Annotated in this window: 15 protein-coding genes and 7 tRNA genes; all 22 read right to left on the reverse strand. The window is 29.1% G+C overall.

Annotation, left to right across the window (positions count from 1 at the left end):
* Positions 1 to 107 precede the first annotated feature (107 nt).
* Entirely contained in the window at positions 108 to 1,778 is a 1,671-nt protein-coding gene (locus tag GOM42_RS13685) for a formate--tetrahydrofolate ligase (protein WP_003459368.1), read from the reverse strand.
* Positions 1,779 to 1,979: 201 nt separating this feature from the next.
* Positions 1,980 to 3,785 (reverse strand): ATP-dependent zinc metalloprotease FtsH, encoded by a 1,806-nt coding sequence (ftsH, locus tag GOM42_RS13690; RefSeq protein ID WP_003479284.1) that lies wholly within the window; start codon positions 3,783 to 3,785, stop codon positions 1,980 to 1,982.
* A 74-nt stretch (positions 3,786 to 3,859) separates the two neighbouring features.
* Positions 3,860 to 4,411 carry a hypoxanthine phosphoribosyltransferase gene (gene hpt, locus GOM42_RS13695; RefSeq protein ID WP_003459345.1) on the reverse strand — a complete coding sequence of 184 codons (552 nt, stop codon included), beginning with the start codon at positions 4,409 to 4,411 and terminating at the stop codon, positions 3,860 to 3,862.
* 2 nt (positions 4,412 to 4,413) lie between these two features.
* Positions 4,414 to 5,823 carry a tRNA lysidine(34) synthetase TilS gene (gene tilS, locus GOM42_RS13700; protein ID WP_049040127.1) on the reverse strand — a complete coding sequence of 470 codons (1,410 nt, stop codon included), beginning with the start codon at positions 5,821 to 5,823 and terminating at the stop codon, positions 4,414 to 4,416.
* Between the two features lie 216 nt (positions 5,824 to 6,039).
* The gene (gene spoIIE / locus GOM42_RS13705; RefSeq protein WP_049040128.1) at positions 6,040 to 8,430 is read right to left on the reverse strand and encodes a stage II sporulation protein E; all 2,391 of its coding nucleotides are present in this window, start codon (positions 8,428 to 8,430) and stop codon (positions 6,040 to 6,042) included.
* A 323-nt stretch (positions 8,431 to 8,753) separates the two neighbouring features.
* Positions 8,754 to 8,842 (reverse strand) — tRNA-Leu (locus GOM42_RS13710).
* Positions 8,843 to 8,858: 16 nt separating this feature from the next.
* A tRNA-Met gene (locus GOM42_RS13715) sits at positions 8,859 to 8,935 on the reverse strand.
* A 3-nt stretch (positions 8,936 to 8,938) separates the two neighbouring features.
* A tRNA-Met gene (locus tag GOM42_RS13720) sits at positions 8,939 to 9,014 on the reverse strand.
* A 7-nt stretch (positions 9,015 to 9,021) separates the two neighbouring features.
* Positions 9,022 to 9,110 (reverse strand) — tRNA-Leu (locus GOM42_RS13725).
* 16 nt (positions 9,111 to 9,126) lie between these two features.
* Positions 9,127 to 9,203: transfer RNA gene (locus GOM42_RS13730), tRNA-Met, on the reverse strand.
* Between the two features lie 3 nt (positions 9,204 to 9,206).
* Positions 9,207 to 9,282 (reverse strand) — tRNA-Met (locus tag GOM42_RS13735).
* A gap of 6 nt (positions 9,283 to 9,288) precedes the next feature.
* Positions 9,289 to 9,377, reverse strand: a tRNA-Leu gene (locus tag GOM42_RS13740).
* Positions 9,378 to 9,735: 358 nt separating this feature from the next.
* Positions 9,736 to 10,140: a S1 domain-containing RNA-binding protein gene (locus GOM42_RS13745; protein ID WP_003450336.1), complete on the reverse strand. Its 405-nt coding sequence runs from the start codon at positions 10,138 to 10,140 to the stop codon at positions 9,736 to 9,738.
* 59 nt (positions 10,141 to 10,199) lie between these two features.
* A complete protein-coding gene (locus tag GOM42_RS13750) occupies positions 10,200 to 10,520 on the reverse strand; it encodes a septum formation initiator family protein (protein ID WP_057232185.1) in 321 nt (106 codons plus the stop codon).
* Positions 10,521 to 10,615: 95 nt separating this feature from the next.
* Positions 10,616 to 10,990 carry a spore cortex biosynthesis protein YabQ gene (gene yabQ, locus GOM42_RS13755; RefSeq protein WP_003467923.1) on the reverse strand — a complete coding sequence of 125 codons (375 nt, stop codon included), beginning with the start codon at positions 10,988 to 10,990 and terminating at the stop codon, positions 10,616 to 10,618.
* Between the two features lie 9 nt (positions 10,991 to 10,999).
* Positions 11,000 to 11,299 (reverse strand): sporulation protein YabP, encoded by a 300-nt coding sequence (gene yabP / locus GOM42_RS13760; protein ID WP_003479288.1) that lies wholly within the window; start codon positions 11,297 to 11,299, stop codon positions 11,000 to 11,002.
* A 130-nt stretch (positions 11,300 to 11,429) separates the two neighbouring features.
* The gene (locus GOM42_RS13765) at positions 11,430 to 11,690 is read right to left on the reverse strand and encodes an RNA-binding S4 domain-containing protein (protein WP_003450572.1); all 261 of its coding nucleotides are present in this window, start codon (positions 11,688 to 11,690) and stop codon (positions 11,430 to 11,432) included.
* Positions 11,691 to 11,797: 107 nt separating this feature from the next.
* On the reverse strand, positions 11,798 to 12,073 hold the full coding sequence (locus tag GOM42_RS13770; protein ID WP_003450698.1) for an HU family DNA-binding protein: 276 nt from the start codon (positions 12,071 to 12,073) through the stop codon (positions 11,798 to 11,800).
* 216 nt (positions 12,074 to 12,289) lie between these two features.
* Positions 12,290 to 13,741, reverse strand: coding sequence for a nucleoside triphosphate pyrophosphohydrolase (gene mazG, locus GOM42_RS13775; RefSeq protein WP_110077497.1), 1,452 nt, complete (start codon positions 13,739 to 13,741; stop codon positions 12,290 to 12,292).
* A 29-nt stretch (positions 13,742 to 13,770) separates the two neighbouring features.
* The gene (locus GOM42_RS13780) at positions 13,771 to 15,303 is read right to left on the reverse strand and encodes a polysaccharide biosynthesis protein (RefSeq protein ID WP_003467866.1); all 1,533 of its coding nucleotides are present in this window, start codon (positions 15,301 to 15,303) and stop codon (positions 13,771 to 13,773) included.
* Between the two features lie 179 nt (positions 15,304 to 15,482).
* On the reverse strand, positions 15,483 to 16,031 hold the full coding sequence (spoVT, locus tag GOM42_RS13785) for a stage V sporulation protein T (RefSeq protein ID WP_003472465.1): 549 nt from the start codon (positions 16,029 to 16,031) through the stop codon (positions 15,483 to 15,485).
* 192 nt (positions 16,032 to 16,223) lie between these two features.
* Positions 16,224 to 17,252 carry a peptidylprolyl isomerase gene (locus tag GOM42_RS13790; protein WP_110077496.1) on the reverse strand — a complete coding sequence of 343 codons (1,029 nt, stop codon included), beginning with the start codon at positions 17,250 to 17,252 and terminating at the stop codon, positions 16,224 to 16,226.
* Positions 17,253 to 17,306 lie beyond the last annotated feature (54 nt).

Below are 17,306 nucleotides of genomic sequence, written 5' to 3' on the forward strand. Positions count from 1 at the left end.
TACTATACATTTGTCAAGCAATTACAATTACTAGTTTTTAAATAAAAAAAGGCTTATATGACTATTTTTTTAACAGTGTCATATAAGCCTCAAAATTATCTAAACATTTAGAATAATCCTACTATTTCTCCATTGTCTTTTATATCCATTCTATTAGCAGCAGGAACTTTAGGTAACCCTGGCATTGTCATAACATCCCCTGTTAAAACAACTATGAATCCAGCTCCATTTGAAACTCTAACCTCTTTAACAGTTATATCAAAGTTTTCAGGTCTTCCTAAAAGACTTGGATTATCTGATAATGAATACTGTGTCTTAGCCATACATATTGGAAGCTTATCTAAATTAAATTTCTCAATTTCAGCTATTTGTTTAAGAGCTTGAGGAGTATAGTTTACTCCTTTTCCGCCATATATAGTTTGAACTATTTTTAATATTTTATCCTTTATTGATTCTTCTGAATCGTAAATCATCTTAAAGTTTGAAGGCTCAGTTTCCATTGTTTTTATAACTTTATTAGCTAAATCAATTCCGCCTTCTCCACCTTTTTCCCATACTTCTGTTAAGCTAACTTCTACTCCTATATTTTTGCAGAAGTCTTCTATAGCTTTAACCTCTTCATCTGAATCAGTTATAAACTTATTTATAGCAACAACAACTGGTACTCCATAAGCTTTTATATTTTCTATTTGCTTTTCTAGGTTTTTCATTCCTTTATTTAAAGCATCTACATTTGATATGTTTAATTCATCTTTCTTTACGCCACCGTGATGTTTTAAAGCTCTTATAGTAGCTACTAAAACTACACAATCAGGATTTAAATTTCCGTATCTACATTTTATATCTAAGAATTTTTCTGCACCTAAATCTGCTCCAAAGCCAGCCTCTGTTATAGTTATATCACTCATTTTTAAAGCTGTCTTAGTTGCTATTATTGAATTACATCCATGAGCTATATTGGCAAATGGGCCTCCATGAATTATTGCTGGAGTATTTTCTAAAGTTTGAACAAGGTTAGGTTTTATGGCATCTTTCATAAGTAAAGCCATAGCTCCTTGAACTTCTAATTCCTTAGCATAAACAGGCTCTCCATCTAAGTTATATGCAATTAAAATATTTCCCATTCTCTCTTTTAAGTCTTCTAAATCACTAGCCATACATAATATAGCCATTATTTCTGATGCAACAGTGATCATAAATCCATCTTCTCTTAAGAATCCGTTTATTTTACCACCCATTCCAACAACTATATTTCTTAAGGCTCTATCATTCATATCCATAACTCTTTTAAATACAATTCTTCTTGAATCTATTCTTAATAAATTACCTTGATGAATATGGTTATCTATAGCTGCACATAAAAGATTATTAGCTGAAGTTATTGCATGCATATCCCCTGTAAAATGAAGATTTATATCTTCCATAGGAACTACTTGAGCATATCCACCACCAGCTGCTCCACCTTTTATTCCAAATACAGGGCCTAATGATGGCTCTCTTAAGGCTATAACGGTATTTTTTCCTATTTTATTTAACGCTTGTCCTAATCCTACTGTAACAGTAGATTTTCCCTCTCCTGCTGGCGTTGGATTTATAGCTGTAACTAAAACAAGCTTACCATCCTTATTATTTTCTAGTTTTTTTATTGCATCTAAAGATATCTTACATTTATATTTTCCATAAAGCTCAATATCATCTTCTCCAAGACCTATTTTTTTAGCAATATTTATTATTGGCTCCATTTTAGCACTTTGTGCTATTTCAATATCATTTTTCATAATTCCGCACCTCATTCCAAAGTAATCTACTTAATATTATACCCATAATTTATTAAAAAACAAAGAGTTTTATCGAACATTTTTATATATTTTATAAAAATTGTTCGTATTATTAAAATATCTTTAGTGAAATTATAATATAAAATAATTCTTAATTAAATAATAATTATAAAAAAAGAGGTACTTAAGTACCTCTTTTAACTATGAGTTTTTAAATATTTCTCTAAACTCATCACCATCAATTTTTTCTTTTTGAAGTAACACATCAGTTACTGCATTTAATTTACTTATATTTTCTCTTAATATAGATTCTGCTCTATTATAAGCTTCATCAATTAATTTCTTGATTTCTTCATCTATTTTAGCGCTAGTTTCTTCACTTATGTTACTACTCTTTCCAATGTCTCTACCTAAGAATACTTCGCCACCATCGCTATTACCAAATGATATAGGTCCAATAACATCACTCATTCCGTATTCCATAACCATACTTCTAGCAATGTGACTAGCTCTATCTATATCATTTTTAGCACCGGCACTTATATCTCCAATAACTAATTTCTCAGCCACTCTTCCACCTAAAAGTTCAACCATCTTATCCTTAAGCTGTTTCTTAGATGTGTGAGTTCTATCTTCCTCTGGTAAATTCATTGTGTATCCTGCAGCCATTCCTCTTTGAATTATACTTATTTCATGAACTGGATCTGCATACTCTAGAACATTACTTACAACAGCATGACCAGATTCGTGAACTGCAGTGATTCTTCTATCATATTCACTAACAACTCTACTCTTCTTCTCTGGCCCAGCTATTACTCTTGTTATAGCCTCTTCAATGTCTGCCATATCTATGCTACTTTTGCCACCTCTAACCGCTAATAATGCAGCTTCGTTAGTTAAGTTTTCAAGATCTGCACCACTAAATCCTGGTGTCATTTTAGCTAAAACTTTTAAATCTACATCTTCTGATAGATGTTTATTTCTTGTATGAACTTTTAGTACTTCTTCTCTACCCTTAACATCAGGTGCACCTACTAAAATTCTTCTATCAAATCTTCCTGGTCTTAATAATGCTGGATCTAAGATATCTGGTCTATTTGTAGCAGCTATCATAATTATTCCTTCATTAACTCCAAAACCGTCCATCTCAACTAGTAATTGGTTTAATGTTTGTTCTCTTTCATCATGACCGCCACCAAGTCCAGCACCTCTTTGTCTACCAACAGCATCTATTTCGTCTATAAATATAATACATGGAGCATTTTTCTTAGCTTGCTCAAATAAATCTCTTACTCTTGAAGCACCAACTCCAACAAACATTTCAACGAAATCTGAACCTGATATACTAAAGAAAGGAACACCAGCTTCTCCTGCTATAGCTTTTGCAAGAAGTGTCTTACCTGTTCCTGGAGGCCCTACTAAAAGAACTCCTTTAGGTATTCTTGCTCCCATTTCTATATATCTCTTAGGTTGTTTTAAGAAATCAACAATTTCTTCTAATTCACCTTTTTCTTCATCAGCTCCAGCAACATCTTTGAACGTAACTTTCTTTCCGTCTAAATTAGCCATCTTAGCTTTACTTTTACCGAAATTCATTACTCCTCTATTTCCACCACTGTTTTGAGCTTGCTGTGTGAACATAAATAAACCAAAGAATATCACACCTATTATAAGTATTGTTGGAAGGAAACTAATCCAAATACCCATATTATTAGGTGGATTATACTTTATTTCAGTTTCTACCCCTTGAGTCTCTTGTAAAAGATTGTCTAACATCTTATTTGAAACATATGAAGTAAACCTCTTACCATCTTTAAAAACCCCATCAACTGACATTTTATCTTCTTTTATGGTCATTGTTTCAATTTTATTTTCTACATATGCTTCTTTAAATTCAGTATATGATATTACTTTTCCTTGAGTTCCATTTCTATAAAAAGCAAATGCAAACATAAGCACTACAGCAAAAATAGCTATATAAGTAATCATACTTTGTAATTTTTTCATCTCTATGCCCCCCTCTCTGACCATCATTTTTAATGAATTTTAACATAAGAAATAGTATTTTACAATATTTTGAATTACTTATTATAAATTTCTTCTTTTAAAGCACCGATGAATGGTAAGTTTCTATATTTTTCAGCATAGTCTATTCCATATCCAACTATGAATTCATCTGGTACATCAAATCCTTTGTATTTTGCTGAAACATTTGAAGTTCTTCTAGCTTCTTTATCTAATAGAGCAACGATTTCTATACTTGCTGCCTTTCTAGCTTTTAAATATTCTAAAAGATAGCTTAAAGTTGTTCCTGTATCAACTATATCTTCAACTATAAGAACATGCTTATTTTCTATATCACTATCTAAGTCTTTTAATATTCTAACAACTCCTGAAGTTTGAGCTGAGTTGCCATAACTTGAAACAGCCATAAAATCTATTTCACATGGTATGCTTATATTTTTAATAAGGTCTGAGGTAAATAATACTGAACCTTTTAATATACCAACAACTAATAAATCTTTTCCAGCATAATCTTTACTAATTTCTTCAGCCATCTCTTTTACACGTTTAGCTAATTGTTCTTCTGAATATAAAACTTTTTTAACATCATCTTTTATGTCTCTTATCATAATTAATTTTCCTTTCCTTTAAAAGTAATTTTAATTACCTTTTTAGTTTTATTTGTAACTTTAAATGTTTCACTAACATTAGATCCTACAATCCATGCTATTTCATTATTAAATAGCACTAAGGGTATAAAATCTCTTTCTTCTTTAGGTATTTTATTATTTATAAATATATCTTTTAGCTTTTTGCTACTCTTCATTCCTAAAGGAATTATTTTATCTCCATTTTGTCTAAATCTAATATCTATATTGGAAATTTTATCATAATCAAAAGACTTTATAAATCTATCTTTTGAAAATTTTTCACCTTTTTTTAAATCTTCTACTATTAATTCATAATTTCCTAAAATATCATCTTCTATTACAACTTTTTGATTTTTATCTAGTTCATCTTTAATATTTTCTAAATTTAAAACTTTATTCTCTTTAACCTTTTTGCTATCTACTAATTTTATTCTTATATCTCCATATTCATTTAAAGCAATTACCCCATTAGTTATGTTAATTTGCTTTCCTGTCCCTTTATCTTTTAAGGCAATTATGTCCTGTATATGTTTTAATTCAAAGTTATTATGTTTAGAACTTACTTCAAATAATGCCTTTTTTATTATTCTTGTTAATAGAGCTTCCTTTTCATTAAAGGCTTCTTCTTTAATAAGAATGCTGCGATTTTCCTTTGTACAAAGTTTAGGAAATCTCTTTTCCACTTCTTCTTGTATAAACTCTACATCCTTACTACAGCTATAAGCTAATCTATTTAAAGTAGCAACTATATCTGGATTAAAATTCTCTTCTATAAATGGTATTGCCTTAAGCCTTATTTTATTTCTAGAATATATTTCTTCTAAATTAGTTTCATCTATTCTAGGATTTAAATTATTTATTTCACAGTATTCTTCTATTTCTTTTCTTCTTAAAATCAATATAGGTCTTATGAAAATACCATCTCTAACTGGTTTAATTCCAACTAACCCTTCTATGCCAGTTCCTCTTAAAGCTCTCATAATAAGAGTTTCTGCTTGGTCATTAGCATTGTGTGCTATAGCTATTTTATCTAATGAATATTCATTTTTTAGTTCTTCAAAGAATTTATATCTCTCTTCTCTTCCAGCCATTTCTGTAGAAATGTTTTGTTCTTCACTTATCTTATTTATATCTACTCTTTTTACAAAACATTTTATATTTAAATTCTTACAAAGTTCTTCTACATAAGCTTCATCTTTTAAAGCGCTTTCTCCTCTTAAACAATGATTCACATGGGCTGCATATACTTCTATGTGTAATAATTCCCTAAGTTCACTTAAAATATGTAGTAAACATACTGAGTCTGGACCACCTGATAAAGCTACTAAAACCTTATCTCCACTTTTAATCATGGAGTTTTCCTTTATAAAATCTATAACCTTTTTCTTCATTGTAACTCACTCCATAAATATTATATTTTGCCCTAATATTATAACACATAAAAAATCCATTATGTTCTTAAAAAAGTTCGTATAATTAATTTTAAATAATAAATCTAATTATTTACTTAAAAATAAAAGAAAGTGCATAAGAACTTTTCTTTTAAATAAAATCTACACACAAAACAATTTATAGATTTTATTTAGTTCTTATACACTCTCCTTTTCTTAATTTATTGCAAAAACCTTAGATACAACTACTGTCATATCATCCTTAGCCTTTCCTCCACTTAATTCCTTTGCTTTTTCTAAAATAGCTATTGATAAATCCTTAGGTTGTCTATACTTAGTATTCTTTAAAAATTCAATTAACCATGTAGTATCAAAACTTCCATCATTTTTAACATCTAAAATACCATCACTTATACTAACTATTACATCCCCATTACTTACTTGCTTTTCAACAGTATCTACATCTGGTTCTTCTAAGACACCAAAAGGAAGTGTATTTGAATTTATAACCTCTACCTTATTTCCTCTCTTTATAAAGCTTTCTATAGCTCCAACTTTCATAAACTTAGCATTTCCAGTATATAAGTCTATCTTATTCATATCTAATGTAGAAAACTTTTCATCTTCACTAAACTTTATACTCATAATTGCATTAACTGCATCAATAGCTATTTTTTCATCAAAACCAACTTCCATAAATTTTTCTATTATTTCTACTGAAACTTTACTTTCAAGTCCTGCTTCAGGTCCTGATCCCATGCCATCTGATATTACAGTTATATAATTACCATCCTTTGTTCTACCATATGAATATGAATCTCCAGTGAATTTTTCTCCCTCTTTAGTAGCAACTGCTACATGGGAATTAATATGATATTTAGGCGCTTCTTCAATAACAATCTCACACATATTATTTTTGCTATTTATATTACACCCTTCACTTCCAATACTCATATTTTTTCCTATGGTCTCGCTTATTATAGGAAGAACTGTTTTTATACATGTTTGAGATCCCATACAATTTTCCATTTGCATCTTAATTTTAATTCTTCCATTTTTATCGTTATAACATATTAAGCTTCCAAAATTAATGCCATACTTTAAAAGAGATTTTTTTATACTTTTTTCTACATCAGTACATAGATGCAGTTCATTTCCAAACTCGTCAACTATTTCACTAATTGTAACTGACATATTGTTTATATGATTAGATAAGATTTTTCTTCCCTCTCCTAATCTACTCTTTAAGGTTTCATTTACCATATAGATATTCATTATGTCCTCTAGATTTTTAACTAAGGCATATTTCTTTATGCATTTTTTCTCAAGCTCATGAGGAAAAGCACCTGAATTATTTTCATAATTTCTTATTAAATCTGAAAAAGCATTATAAGTTTGATGAAGTTCTCTCTTCCAACACATATATCTCATATCACAGTCACTACAAGTTCTATCTGATAAATTTTCAACCAATGCATTCCCCTTATTTTTTATAGCTAATTTATCATTACCAACTAGATTATTTAATGACTTACCCATTATAGATAAAACTTCAGTAAAATCTTTTAATCTTTCAGTTAACTCATCTTTAATCTCAGCAAATCTAACTTCACTAAAATGCCCAACCTTTTTATCCTTGTTTATTTCTAAAGAAATTTTATTGTATATTTTTTTAGGAATTAAAAGAAATATTCCTGTTCCAACTAAGGCTTCTATAAATGAAATATTATTAAAAACTCCAGAATATAAAGTTACTATTATAAAAATTATGTTAAATGATAAGGCTGTAAAAAGTTTTCCTGACTCTCTAAATATCCCGGCAACTAAGCCACAAGCTCCATAAATAGCTATGCTCTCCATAAGATTCCCTGTAGCAAAACCTAATATTATACCCATAGTTATACCTGCTCCAGCACCCATATTAGTATCTGAAATAAAGGCTAAAGCTATAATAAAAAGTATAGCTGCTATATTTCTAAAACTAATATCATTTATTGATAGAGTTCCAATTCCAACTATTAATAAACATATAAATAGTTCTATACTTACAATTTCATCTATTGAAAAAAAATGTTGAGTATTTATTTCTTCTATGCACTTTAATGTATAGCTCACAACATAATATATAGGAAAAACTAAGGCTGTCACTGAAATCGCACCTATTAAGTGTAAAATTATATCTGAACTTCCTACTAAAACTCCATAAACAAACAATCCTGAAAATACAATAATAAAACTTGCTATATTTCTAGCCTTTTTATTTAGTTTACTCATAGAAATTATGGTAACTATAGTTGATATTATTATGTAAGCCGAAAAGTTGCTAACCTTATTAAACAAGGTAATGTACCCTAATATAACTCCCAAACTTGATGATAATATATATTTTCTTTCATAATTTGTTATTGCAATTAAATATGCTAATCCAAATGGAGCTAATACTTGAACTACTCCAAAAGTCATATCTAAATACACTCTACTTATTAAAAGACCTGCAACCATAGCCATAATAAGCCCAATGCTAGAAGCTTCTATTTTCATATTATTTTTTACATTTTCTGAATCCTTTGCTCTTTTGTAATTATCAATTTTAACTCCATATTGCATATTTATCCTCCTAACCTTCTATCTTTATCAACATTATAGCAAGATTTACAGGAAAAATTTGTAAATATATAGATTAAGCTTTTATTTTTTTAAGACATAATAAAACAAAAATTTTATGGAATTTATATTTTTTATATAAGATTTATAATTTAATTACCATTTAATTGGAAATAAATAAGTTGACATGAATTTTAAGAAATATATTATCTTTTTTAGACTTTACTAAAAACACTTTTTGTTGAATAAAGTATGTTTTTATCTACAAAAAAGATAATTATATATTAAAGAAAAATAAAAAACTCATCTTATTTTAAGATGAGTTTTGGTGCCGAAGACCGGAATCGAACCGGTACGATGTGTTAGCATCGCAGGATTTTAAGTCCTGTGCGTCTGCCAGTTCCGCCACTTCGGCAGATATTAAGTTTAAATGGTAGCGGGAACAAGATTCGAACTTGCGACCCTTCGGGTATGAACCGAATGCTCTAGCCAGCTGAGCTATCCCGCCATGTGGTTGCGGGGGCAGGACTTGAACCTACGACCTTCGGGTTATGAGCCCGACGAGCTACCAGCTGCTCCACCCCGCGATATTATTGGTGCCGAAGACCGGAATCGAACCGGTACGATGTGTTAGCATCGCAGGATTTTAAGTCCTGTGCGTCTGCCAGTTCCGCCACTTCGGCATATATTAAGTTTAAATGGTAGCGGGAACAAGATTCGAACTTGCGACCCTTCGGGTATGAACCGAATGCTCTAGCCAGCTGAGCTATCCCGCCATGTGGTTGCGGGGGCAGGACTTGAACCTACGACCTTCGGGTTATGAGCCCGACGAGCTACCAGCTGCTCCACCCCGCGATGTTATGGTGCCGAAGACCGGAATCGAACCGGTACGGTGTGTTAGCACCGCAGGATTTTAAGTCCTGTGCGTCTGCCAGTTCCGCCACTTCGGCATGTCATCGTGTTTCCCAACGACAAGATTTATTATACATAAGCACAAGCATACTGTCAACATATTTTTTAAAGTTTTTTATAAAATTTATTATAAATATTAATAAACCCTCATGAAATCTAAGGTTTAGTTAAAAAAAATCATAAAAAAACTCCATAATCTCATATGATTTTTTAGAAAAAACTAAAAAACATAAAAAAATTAAGCTTAAAAATAATTAAAATAAAGAAATATTTTTATTATAATCTATATTTTATTATTGAAATTCTATTTTAAATAAGTATTAAATTATACAAAGACAAAATATAAAAGCTAAATTTAAAATCCCTTAGATATGCTCCAAGGGATTTTAAGAAATATTATATTGATTTTCTTTTTCTTTGTTTTACATCTTGATGTTTTTTTACATCTTGAAGTCTTTCTTCACTATCCTTTAAAAACTTTGACATTATATCTTCAAAGTTTTGTTTTGGCTTAGCTTTCTTTTCATTATTCCAATCAAAATCTGCAGGTTTAACAGATTTCTTCTTTGGTGGCATAGCTTGCTTTATTGATAAGCTTATTTTGCCTTTATCATCAACTGATATTACTTTCACTTTAACTTTGTCATCTTCTTTAAGATGCTCTCTTATATCTTTAACATAAGTATCTGCTACTTCAGATATATGAACTAAACCTGTCTTTCCTTCCACTTCAACAAACGCACCAAAGTTTGTGATGTTAATTATTCTACCCTCTAATATGTTTCCTGCCATTAAGGTCATGTTTAAAAGTTTCCTCCTTAAATTTATAAATAAAATATATGTTATTTTTAATAATAACCTTATTTATTCTGATTGTTTTTTACTTCAGAATTATTTTGCTTGTCTTGAGGTGAATCTGAGTTAGTAATAACCTTCTCGCCATTCTTAATCATACCTAATCTTTCTCTAGCCATTCTCTCTATGTATTCGTCTGTTGAAGATTGGTTTACCTCATCTTGTAACTTCTTATTTTTATCTTGAAGCTCATTAAGCTGAGTTTGCTTGGCTTCTATGTCTTTGTGTATTTTGTTCATTGTAAGTTCTTGTCTAACATAAGAAATAACCAATATAGCAATTAATATAATTATTACCATATTTTTTAAATTCATTCTTTTTTTCACTCTTATACCCCCATACTTGCAACGGTACGATATAAGTCTATTGTAAACACTATTATAGCTTAATTCAAGCAATTTTTACCTTATGAATTAACTTTTTAATTTGTGAATGTATTTTTAAATGCATATCTTATATTTTTGAATATTATTCTCAGATTCTTTAATAGTATAGCTAGAATTTTATGTTGTATTCTTCTAAAATATTTAGATAATGTTTTTAAATAAATAACTAAAGTTATCCCCATAAACACATATACATACACACCTATAAGGGCATAATTATATTTTAGTAAAAATACAAATACAATTAAACTACACCATATCCAAAATAATATATCTTCAATTGTTATTAATATTTTATTTTTGCAAACACCTCTAAATTCTCTATAAATATCAAACAAAAATCCAATTATTATTCCAGATAATATTGCAAAAATAACAATTTTAAATTGAATATTTATATCTAAAAGCATATCTCCCACCTATTTAAATATTTTAGAAAGTAAATTTATATTTCTTTTACGCTTATTTTTTTTATTTAAATAATCAATATTACTTATAAATCCTCCTATTATAACCTCCCCATTTTGAACATCTAATTTATTCATCTTTAACTCAGATCCCTTTATTAATAATGGACCTAAATCTGTTTTTAAACTTATTTTTTCTTCATCAAAGTTTATAACTTCATTTACACCTGTAATAGATAAAATTTTTCTATTTTCTAAAGATAAACTGCTAGCACCTTGTATGGTTTTATTTTCACTTTTTTTATCAGTCATAAGAAAGCCTCCTATGTAAAAAAATATTTTCCCTAACTTATGATTATTCATCTTTACACAAAAAAATGACTAATATAATCTTTTAAATTATATTAGTCATTTTTAATAATAAAGCTTTAAGTAAACCATATTATTCTTTATCTTCTTCGCCTTCTAATATCTCATACATCTCTTTAGCATTTTCTTTTCTAACATGCTCAGCAATGTTTATAACTCTTGCTTTTAAAGTTCTGTTTCCAAATAATATTTCTATTATATCCCCTTCTTTTATATCATTTGAAGGTTTTGCAACTTTTCCATTTATTATTACTCTTCCACTTTCACAAGCTTCCTTAGCAACTGTTCTTCTTTTAATTATTCTAGAAACCTTTAAATATTTATCTAATCTCATAGGATATCCTCCTTAATCTTAAAGAAACTTCATTAATAGATAAAAAAGCCCGAGAAATAACTCGGGCTTTTTTAAAGTTAAATTAACCAAACTTAAAATATCTAAAATTAAGCGTTAACTCTTTCTTTTAACTCTTTACCTGGCTTGAATACAGGAGCTATTGAAGCAGGTATTTTTATAACTTCTTTAGTTCTTGGGTTTCTTCCTTCTCTTTCAGCTCTTACTCTAGTTTCGAAAGTTCCGAATCCAACTAATTGAACTTTGTCACCATTTTCTAAAGTTTCGCTAACGCTTTCTATGAATGCTTTTAAAGCTAATTCAGCATCTTTTTTAGTTAAGTTGCTTTTTTCAGCCATGCTTGTTATTAATTCTGCTTTATTCACTTTTACATCCTCCTTAAAATTCCAGTTAGTTTACTGCAATAATTGTTTACCAGTTATCCAAATGAACTAGTATCAACTTATATTATCATAATATATATTTCTTTCTTTGTATAGTCAATACTTTCAATTTTTGCCCTAAAAATACTGATATTTTTGCATTTTTTTTAAAATTTATGCTTTTTTTCATTTTAACAAGCCATAAATTAGTAAAAACACTTATTTTTCACTTGTTTTAGCCTCTTCCCATAGTTTATCCATCTCTTCTAAGGTCATATCTTTTAAATTCTTATTGTTTTTTATTGCTTCATTTTCAATATAAGAGAATCTCTTTATAAACTTTTTAATTGTTTTATCTAAAGCTAATTCTCCATCAACTTCTAGGAATCTTGCTACATTTATACAAGCAAAAAGTAAGTCACCTACTTCACCTTCTATTATTGACTTATCTTCACAATTATAAACCTCTTTTATTTCATTTAATTCTTCTTTTACTTTATCCATAGCACAATTTACATCATCCCAGTCAAAACCTACCTTTTTAGCTTTCTTTTGAACCTTATAAGCTCTTGTTGCAGCTGGAAGAGATTTAGCTATGTTTTGCATTTCTTCTGTTAAAGTTTTAATACCTTTTTCTTCTTTCTTAATTTCATCCCAATTTACTAAAACTTGCTCTGAGGTATTTGCTTCTTCATTTCCAAAGACATGAGGATGTCTATTTATCATTTTATTTGATATTCCACCTATTACATCCATAATATCAAAATATCCATCTTCCTTACCTATAGAAGCATGGAATACGACTTGAAGTAAAACATCACCAAGCTCTTCTATTAAAGCATCCTCATCCTCATTTTCAATAGCATCTATCACTTCATAGCATTCTTCTAAAAGAGCACTCTTTAAACTCTCATGAGTTTGCTCTCTATCCCAAGGACATCCACCTGGATTTCTTAAAGTTTCTATAATATCTAATAAATCTTGAAAATCTTTTTTATTTCCTAAATCCTTAGGTATATATATTGAAGTTAAATAATCTATATCTTCTTGCCAATCTAATTCATATAAAGGTATTTTTCTTATACTCTCTAAGCCTTCAACTCCAGCCGCTCTTACAAATATTATTTCAGTATCATCTTCATATCCTTCTAAAAGTCTTAACTTAACCTCTGAAGCTATGAAATTATTATAAACTTGAGTTATTATAGTTCCAACACGCTTATCTAATATTTGATTTTTCATGTCAAAGGCATCAATTATTTTTACACCCTCTATTGGATCTACTTGCAAAGCTTCCATCATAGCATCTACAAAGCTAACTGCTGGCAAAACTTCATACTGAATATTATTTTCTTTACATAATTCAATTAAATTAATTACTGATTTTTCTGCCACTAAAGGATGACCTGGCACTGCATATATTAAATCCTCATCATCCTTAATTTTAGTTATTAAATCCTCTGCAATATATTTATATACATCATCAAAGCTATCATATTTTTCATATGTATGATCATATGATTCAAACTTAATTCCTTCATCTTTTAAGAAATCCACTGTAGGATGTTTTTCTGTTCTAAAATATATATTTTTATTGTTTTTTAATTCTTTTAAAGCACCTATTGTTAATGCTTCATAGGCACCTGGCCCTAGACCCATTATCTTAAGCATTCTATATTCTCCTTCGCAACTTATAAAAATTAATTTCTTAGTCGTCCCTTTATTTCTTCTACGCTAAAAATTTTAAGTACAAACAATGATATCATATATATAATAATACCCACAAATACAGCTATTAAGCAAGATATACTGTTACTTCCACTATATTTTAAAGCTTGTGTATATAAATATAAAACTGTACCAATCATTAAAATTGATGCAAAGATAGGCTTTATTATTACATCTTTTATATTAGGAGCGTATTTAAATCTCTTAGCCATATATATTAAATTTAATATTAATACCACAGAATAAGATATTATTGTTGCTATTACAGCACCATAAATATTTAAAGATCTTATAGGTATTAAATTCATAGTTAATACCACTTTTAATATACACCCTATAAAAAGATGAAAAACAGGTCTATAATAATATCCCATTCCTTGTAATATGGATGTTGTTATCTGCGTCCCAACTAAAAATGGAACACTAATTGATAAATATTTTAATATCATAAAGCCATCAGCTTTTCCTGGAAACAAAAGATTCATTATAGGTTCTGCCATAAAAAATAAACCTAAAAAACATGGGATAGAAACTATCATGCATAATTTCATTGTAGTATCTATTTTTTGTTTAACTTGTACCTTATCTTTAAGAATATATAATTCAGAAATTATAGGTATTATTGAGGCAGCTAATGCAGTAGCTAAGGTCATAGGAATATTGGTAAACACAGTAGCTTTCCCTGTAAGCTGAGCATATAAAACTGTGGCCTCTTGGCCAGTAAACCCAGCTTGTAAAAGCTTTTGAGGAACTAAGACAGAATCTATAACCCCCATAACACTTCCTACGGCAGCACCTATAGATATAGGAAGAGCTATATTTATTATTTCCATAAATATTTTATGACTACCTTTTATCTTACCTAGTTTAAAACTATTTTTTATCTTTCTATATTTAGGAATTAAATATAAGGCTGCTACAAAGGCTCCAGCTACTGCTCCAAAGGATGCTCCCCCTGCTGAGTATTCAATTCCTTTATCTATCAATATATAAGCTAATCCAACACCAACTATAACTCTACCTATTTGCTCTAGTATTTGAGATATAGCTGTTGGAGTCATATTCTGAAATCCTTGAAAAAAACCTCTAATAGGGGTTATTATTCCTATTAATGTAGGAGCTAAACAAATTCCTAGTATAGAATAATAGGCCTTATCATCCCATTTTAAAAATGGTAAAAGAAATTTACCACCTACAGCTAAAAAGATGCTTGTCCCTATTCCTAGTAAAACCATTACCTTTAAAGCTTCTTTTATTACCTGAAAACTTTCCTCATACTTTCCTAGAGCATTTTTTTCAGATACTAATTTAGATACTGCTATAGGTATACCTGCTGCAATGGCAACAAAAAGCATATATAAGGGATAGGTCATTTGATAATATCCTAAACCTTCATCTCCTATTAACATTATTAATGGCCATCTAAAAAATAAACCAAGAAACTTGGCTAAAATACCAGCACAAGCAAGTACAAGACTACCTTTTATAAGGGATTGTTTCTTCATAAAATACCTCCAAATTTAAATTAACCAAATTATATTAAAATACTATAAAAAGTGCGTGGATTTAATATTACTTAATTTAAGTAAGGATTTACTTTCTCTAAATTAAGTCTCATTTTATATTATTTTAAATTCAGAGGTATTATTACTATTTAAAATACAAATATTTAATTATGATAGCTTTATTGTTCCATTTGTTTGCCTAAGAATGCAGCTGCTGTTTCTGCTAGTTTTTGTTCAACCTCTCCTAAAGCTTTACCTTCTTTAGAAAGTATAACTACAGACCCTATAGCATCACCCTCAGCTAATATAGGTGCTATAACCTGCCCACTATATTTACTTTCATCATCGTCACTATGGATTGGTATTAAGTTTTTATTAGTAGCACTTAATACTACTGATTTTCTCTTATCCATTATATCTTCTAACTCATCACTTATTTTTCTTTCTAAAAACTCTTTTTTAGAAGTTCCACTTACAGATATAAATGCATCATTATCTGATATCAGAATTATGTGTCCTGTAGATTGTTGTAGAGCTTCAGCATATTCCTTTGAAAAATCTGTTAGTTCCCCTATTGGTGAGTATTTTTTTAATATTACTCCACCATCTCTATCAGTAAAGATTTCTAAAGGATCCCCTTCTCTTATTCTTAAAGTTCTTCTTATTTCCTTAGGTATTACAACTCTACCTAAATCATCAATACGTCTTACTATTCCAGTAGCTTTCATTTATATGTACCTCCCTGTATAAATACTAATCACTAATCTTTGTCTACACTAATAGTATTTAATTTATTTGAAATTTTATGCATATTGATTATATTTATGTCATCTTTAAATTTAATAGCCAATTTAAGAAAATATCTCTTAAAAAACTCTAAAAAAAGACTTATGGAATAACTTCCATAAGTCTTAATAAAACTATTTGCTTATTTTTAAACCTTCTTGTAATTTATCATCATAAACTTTAACATTTAAATCTTTTTTCCATTGATCCATATCAGCTTTAAATTTCTCTGAATCTTTTTGTTGTTTTAAAATTTGTATTATTTGTGATTTAACCTCATCAAATGATAACTGTGCTCCTTTTTCATAAGTAGCTCCAGCTTGAATTATATGATATCCAAATTGAGTTTTTATAGGCTTAGATATTTCTCCTTCTTTTAATGGTTTTAATCCATCTACAAACTCTTGAACTAATCCTGAGTTTTCTGCAGGTACTACTCCTAAGTTTTCTGCTATAGGTTTCTTATTCTCTGATTTATTATTTTCATATTTTGTAAATAAATCATTGAATGTTGTTTTTCCTGATTGAATTTCATCATAAGCTTTTTGAGCTTCTTCTTCATTTTCAAATAATAAGTGTTTTGTAAGAACTCCAGAATCCTTAGCTACAAACTGTTGTTTATTCTCATCATAGTATTTTTGTGCATCCTCATCAGTTACCTTTACATCTTTAATAATATAATCTTGAACGGCTTGATTTATAACTTGATTTTTTATTACATCTTTGAATGTATCTTCTGTATATCCTTCAGCCTCTAAAGCTTTATCAAAATTATCTCCCATTCCTTTTTTGATATTCTCAAATTGCTCATCTACTTTTTTCTTAATCTCTTCTTCTGATGGTTTTATTCCTAATTTATCAGCTTCGATTCCTAAAACTTTGTCAGTTACTAAGCCCTGTACTACACTTTGTCTTTGTTGTAATATTTGTTGTGCAACTTGAGGGTCATCCATATATTTATCACCATATTGGCTTTTCATTTGAGCAAAGACTCCTTTTAAATGTGAATCAACCTCTCCTAAAGTTATTTTCTCTCCGTTAACTGTAGCTACAGTCGTCTTATCAATAGCGGCTTGAGTTTTTTCTACCATATTACACCCAACAGCACTAAACATTAAAACTCCCACTAGTGCAGATGCGACTATTTTTTTTACACTTACCATTCTAATACCTCGCCTTTCTCCTATTAAAATTTACATAATATTCTAGTCAAATTC

The organism is Clostridium sp. 16K-1-R1 (assembly GCF_023921145.1).
GTDB classification, from domain to species: domain Bacteria; phylum Bacillota; class Clostridia; order Clostridiales; family Clostridiaceae; genus Sarcina; species Sarcina perfringens.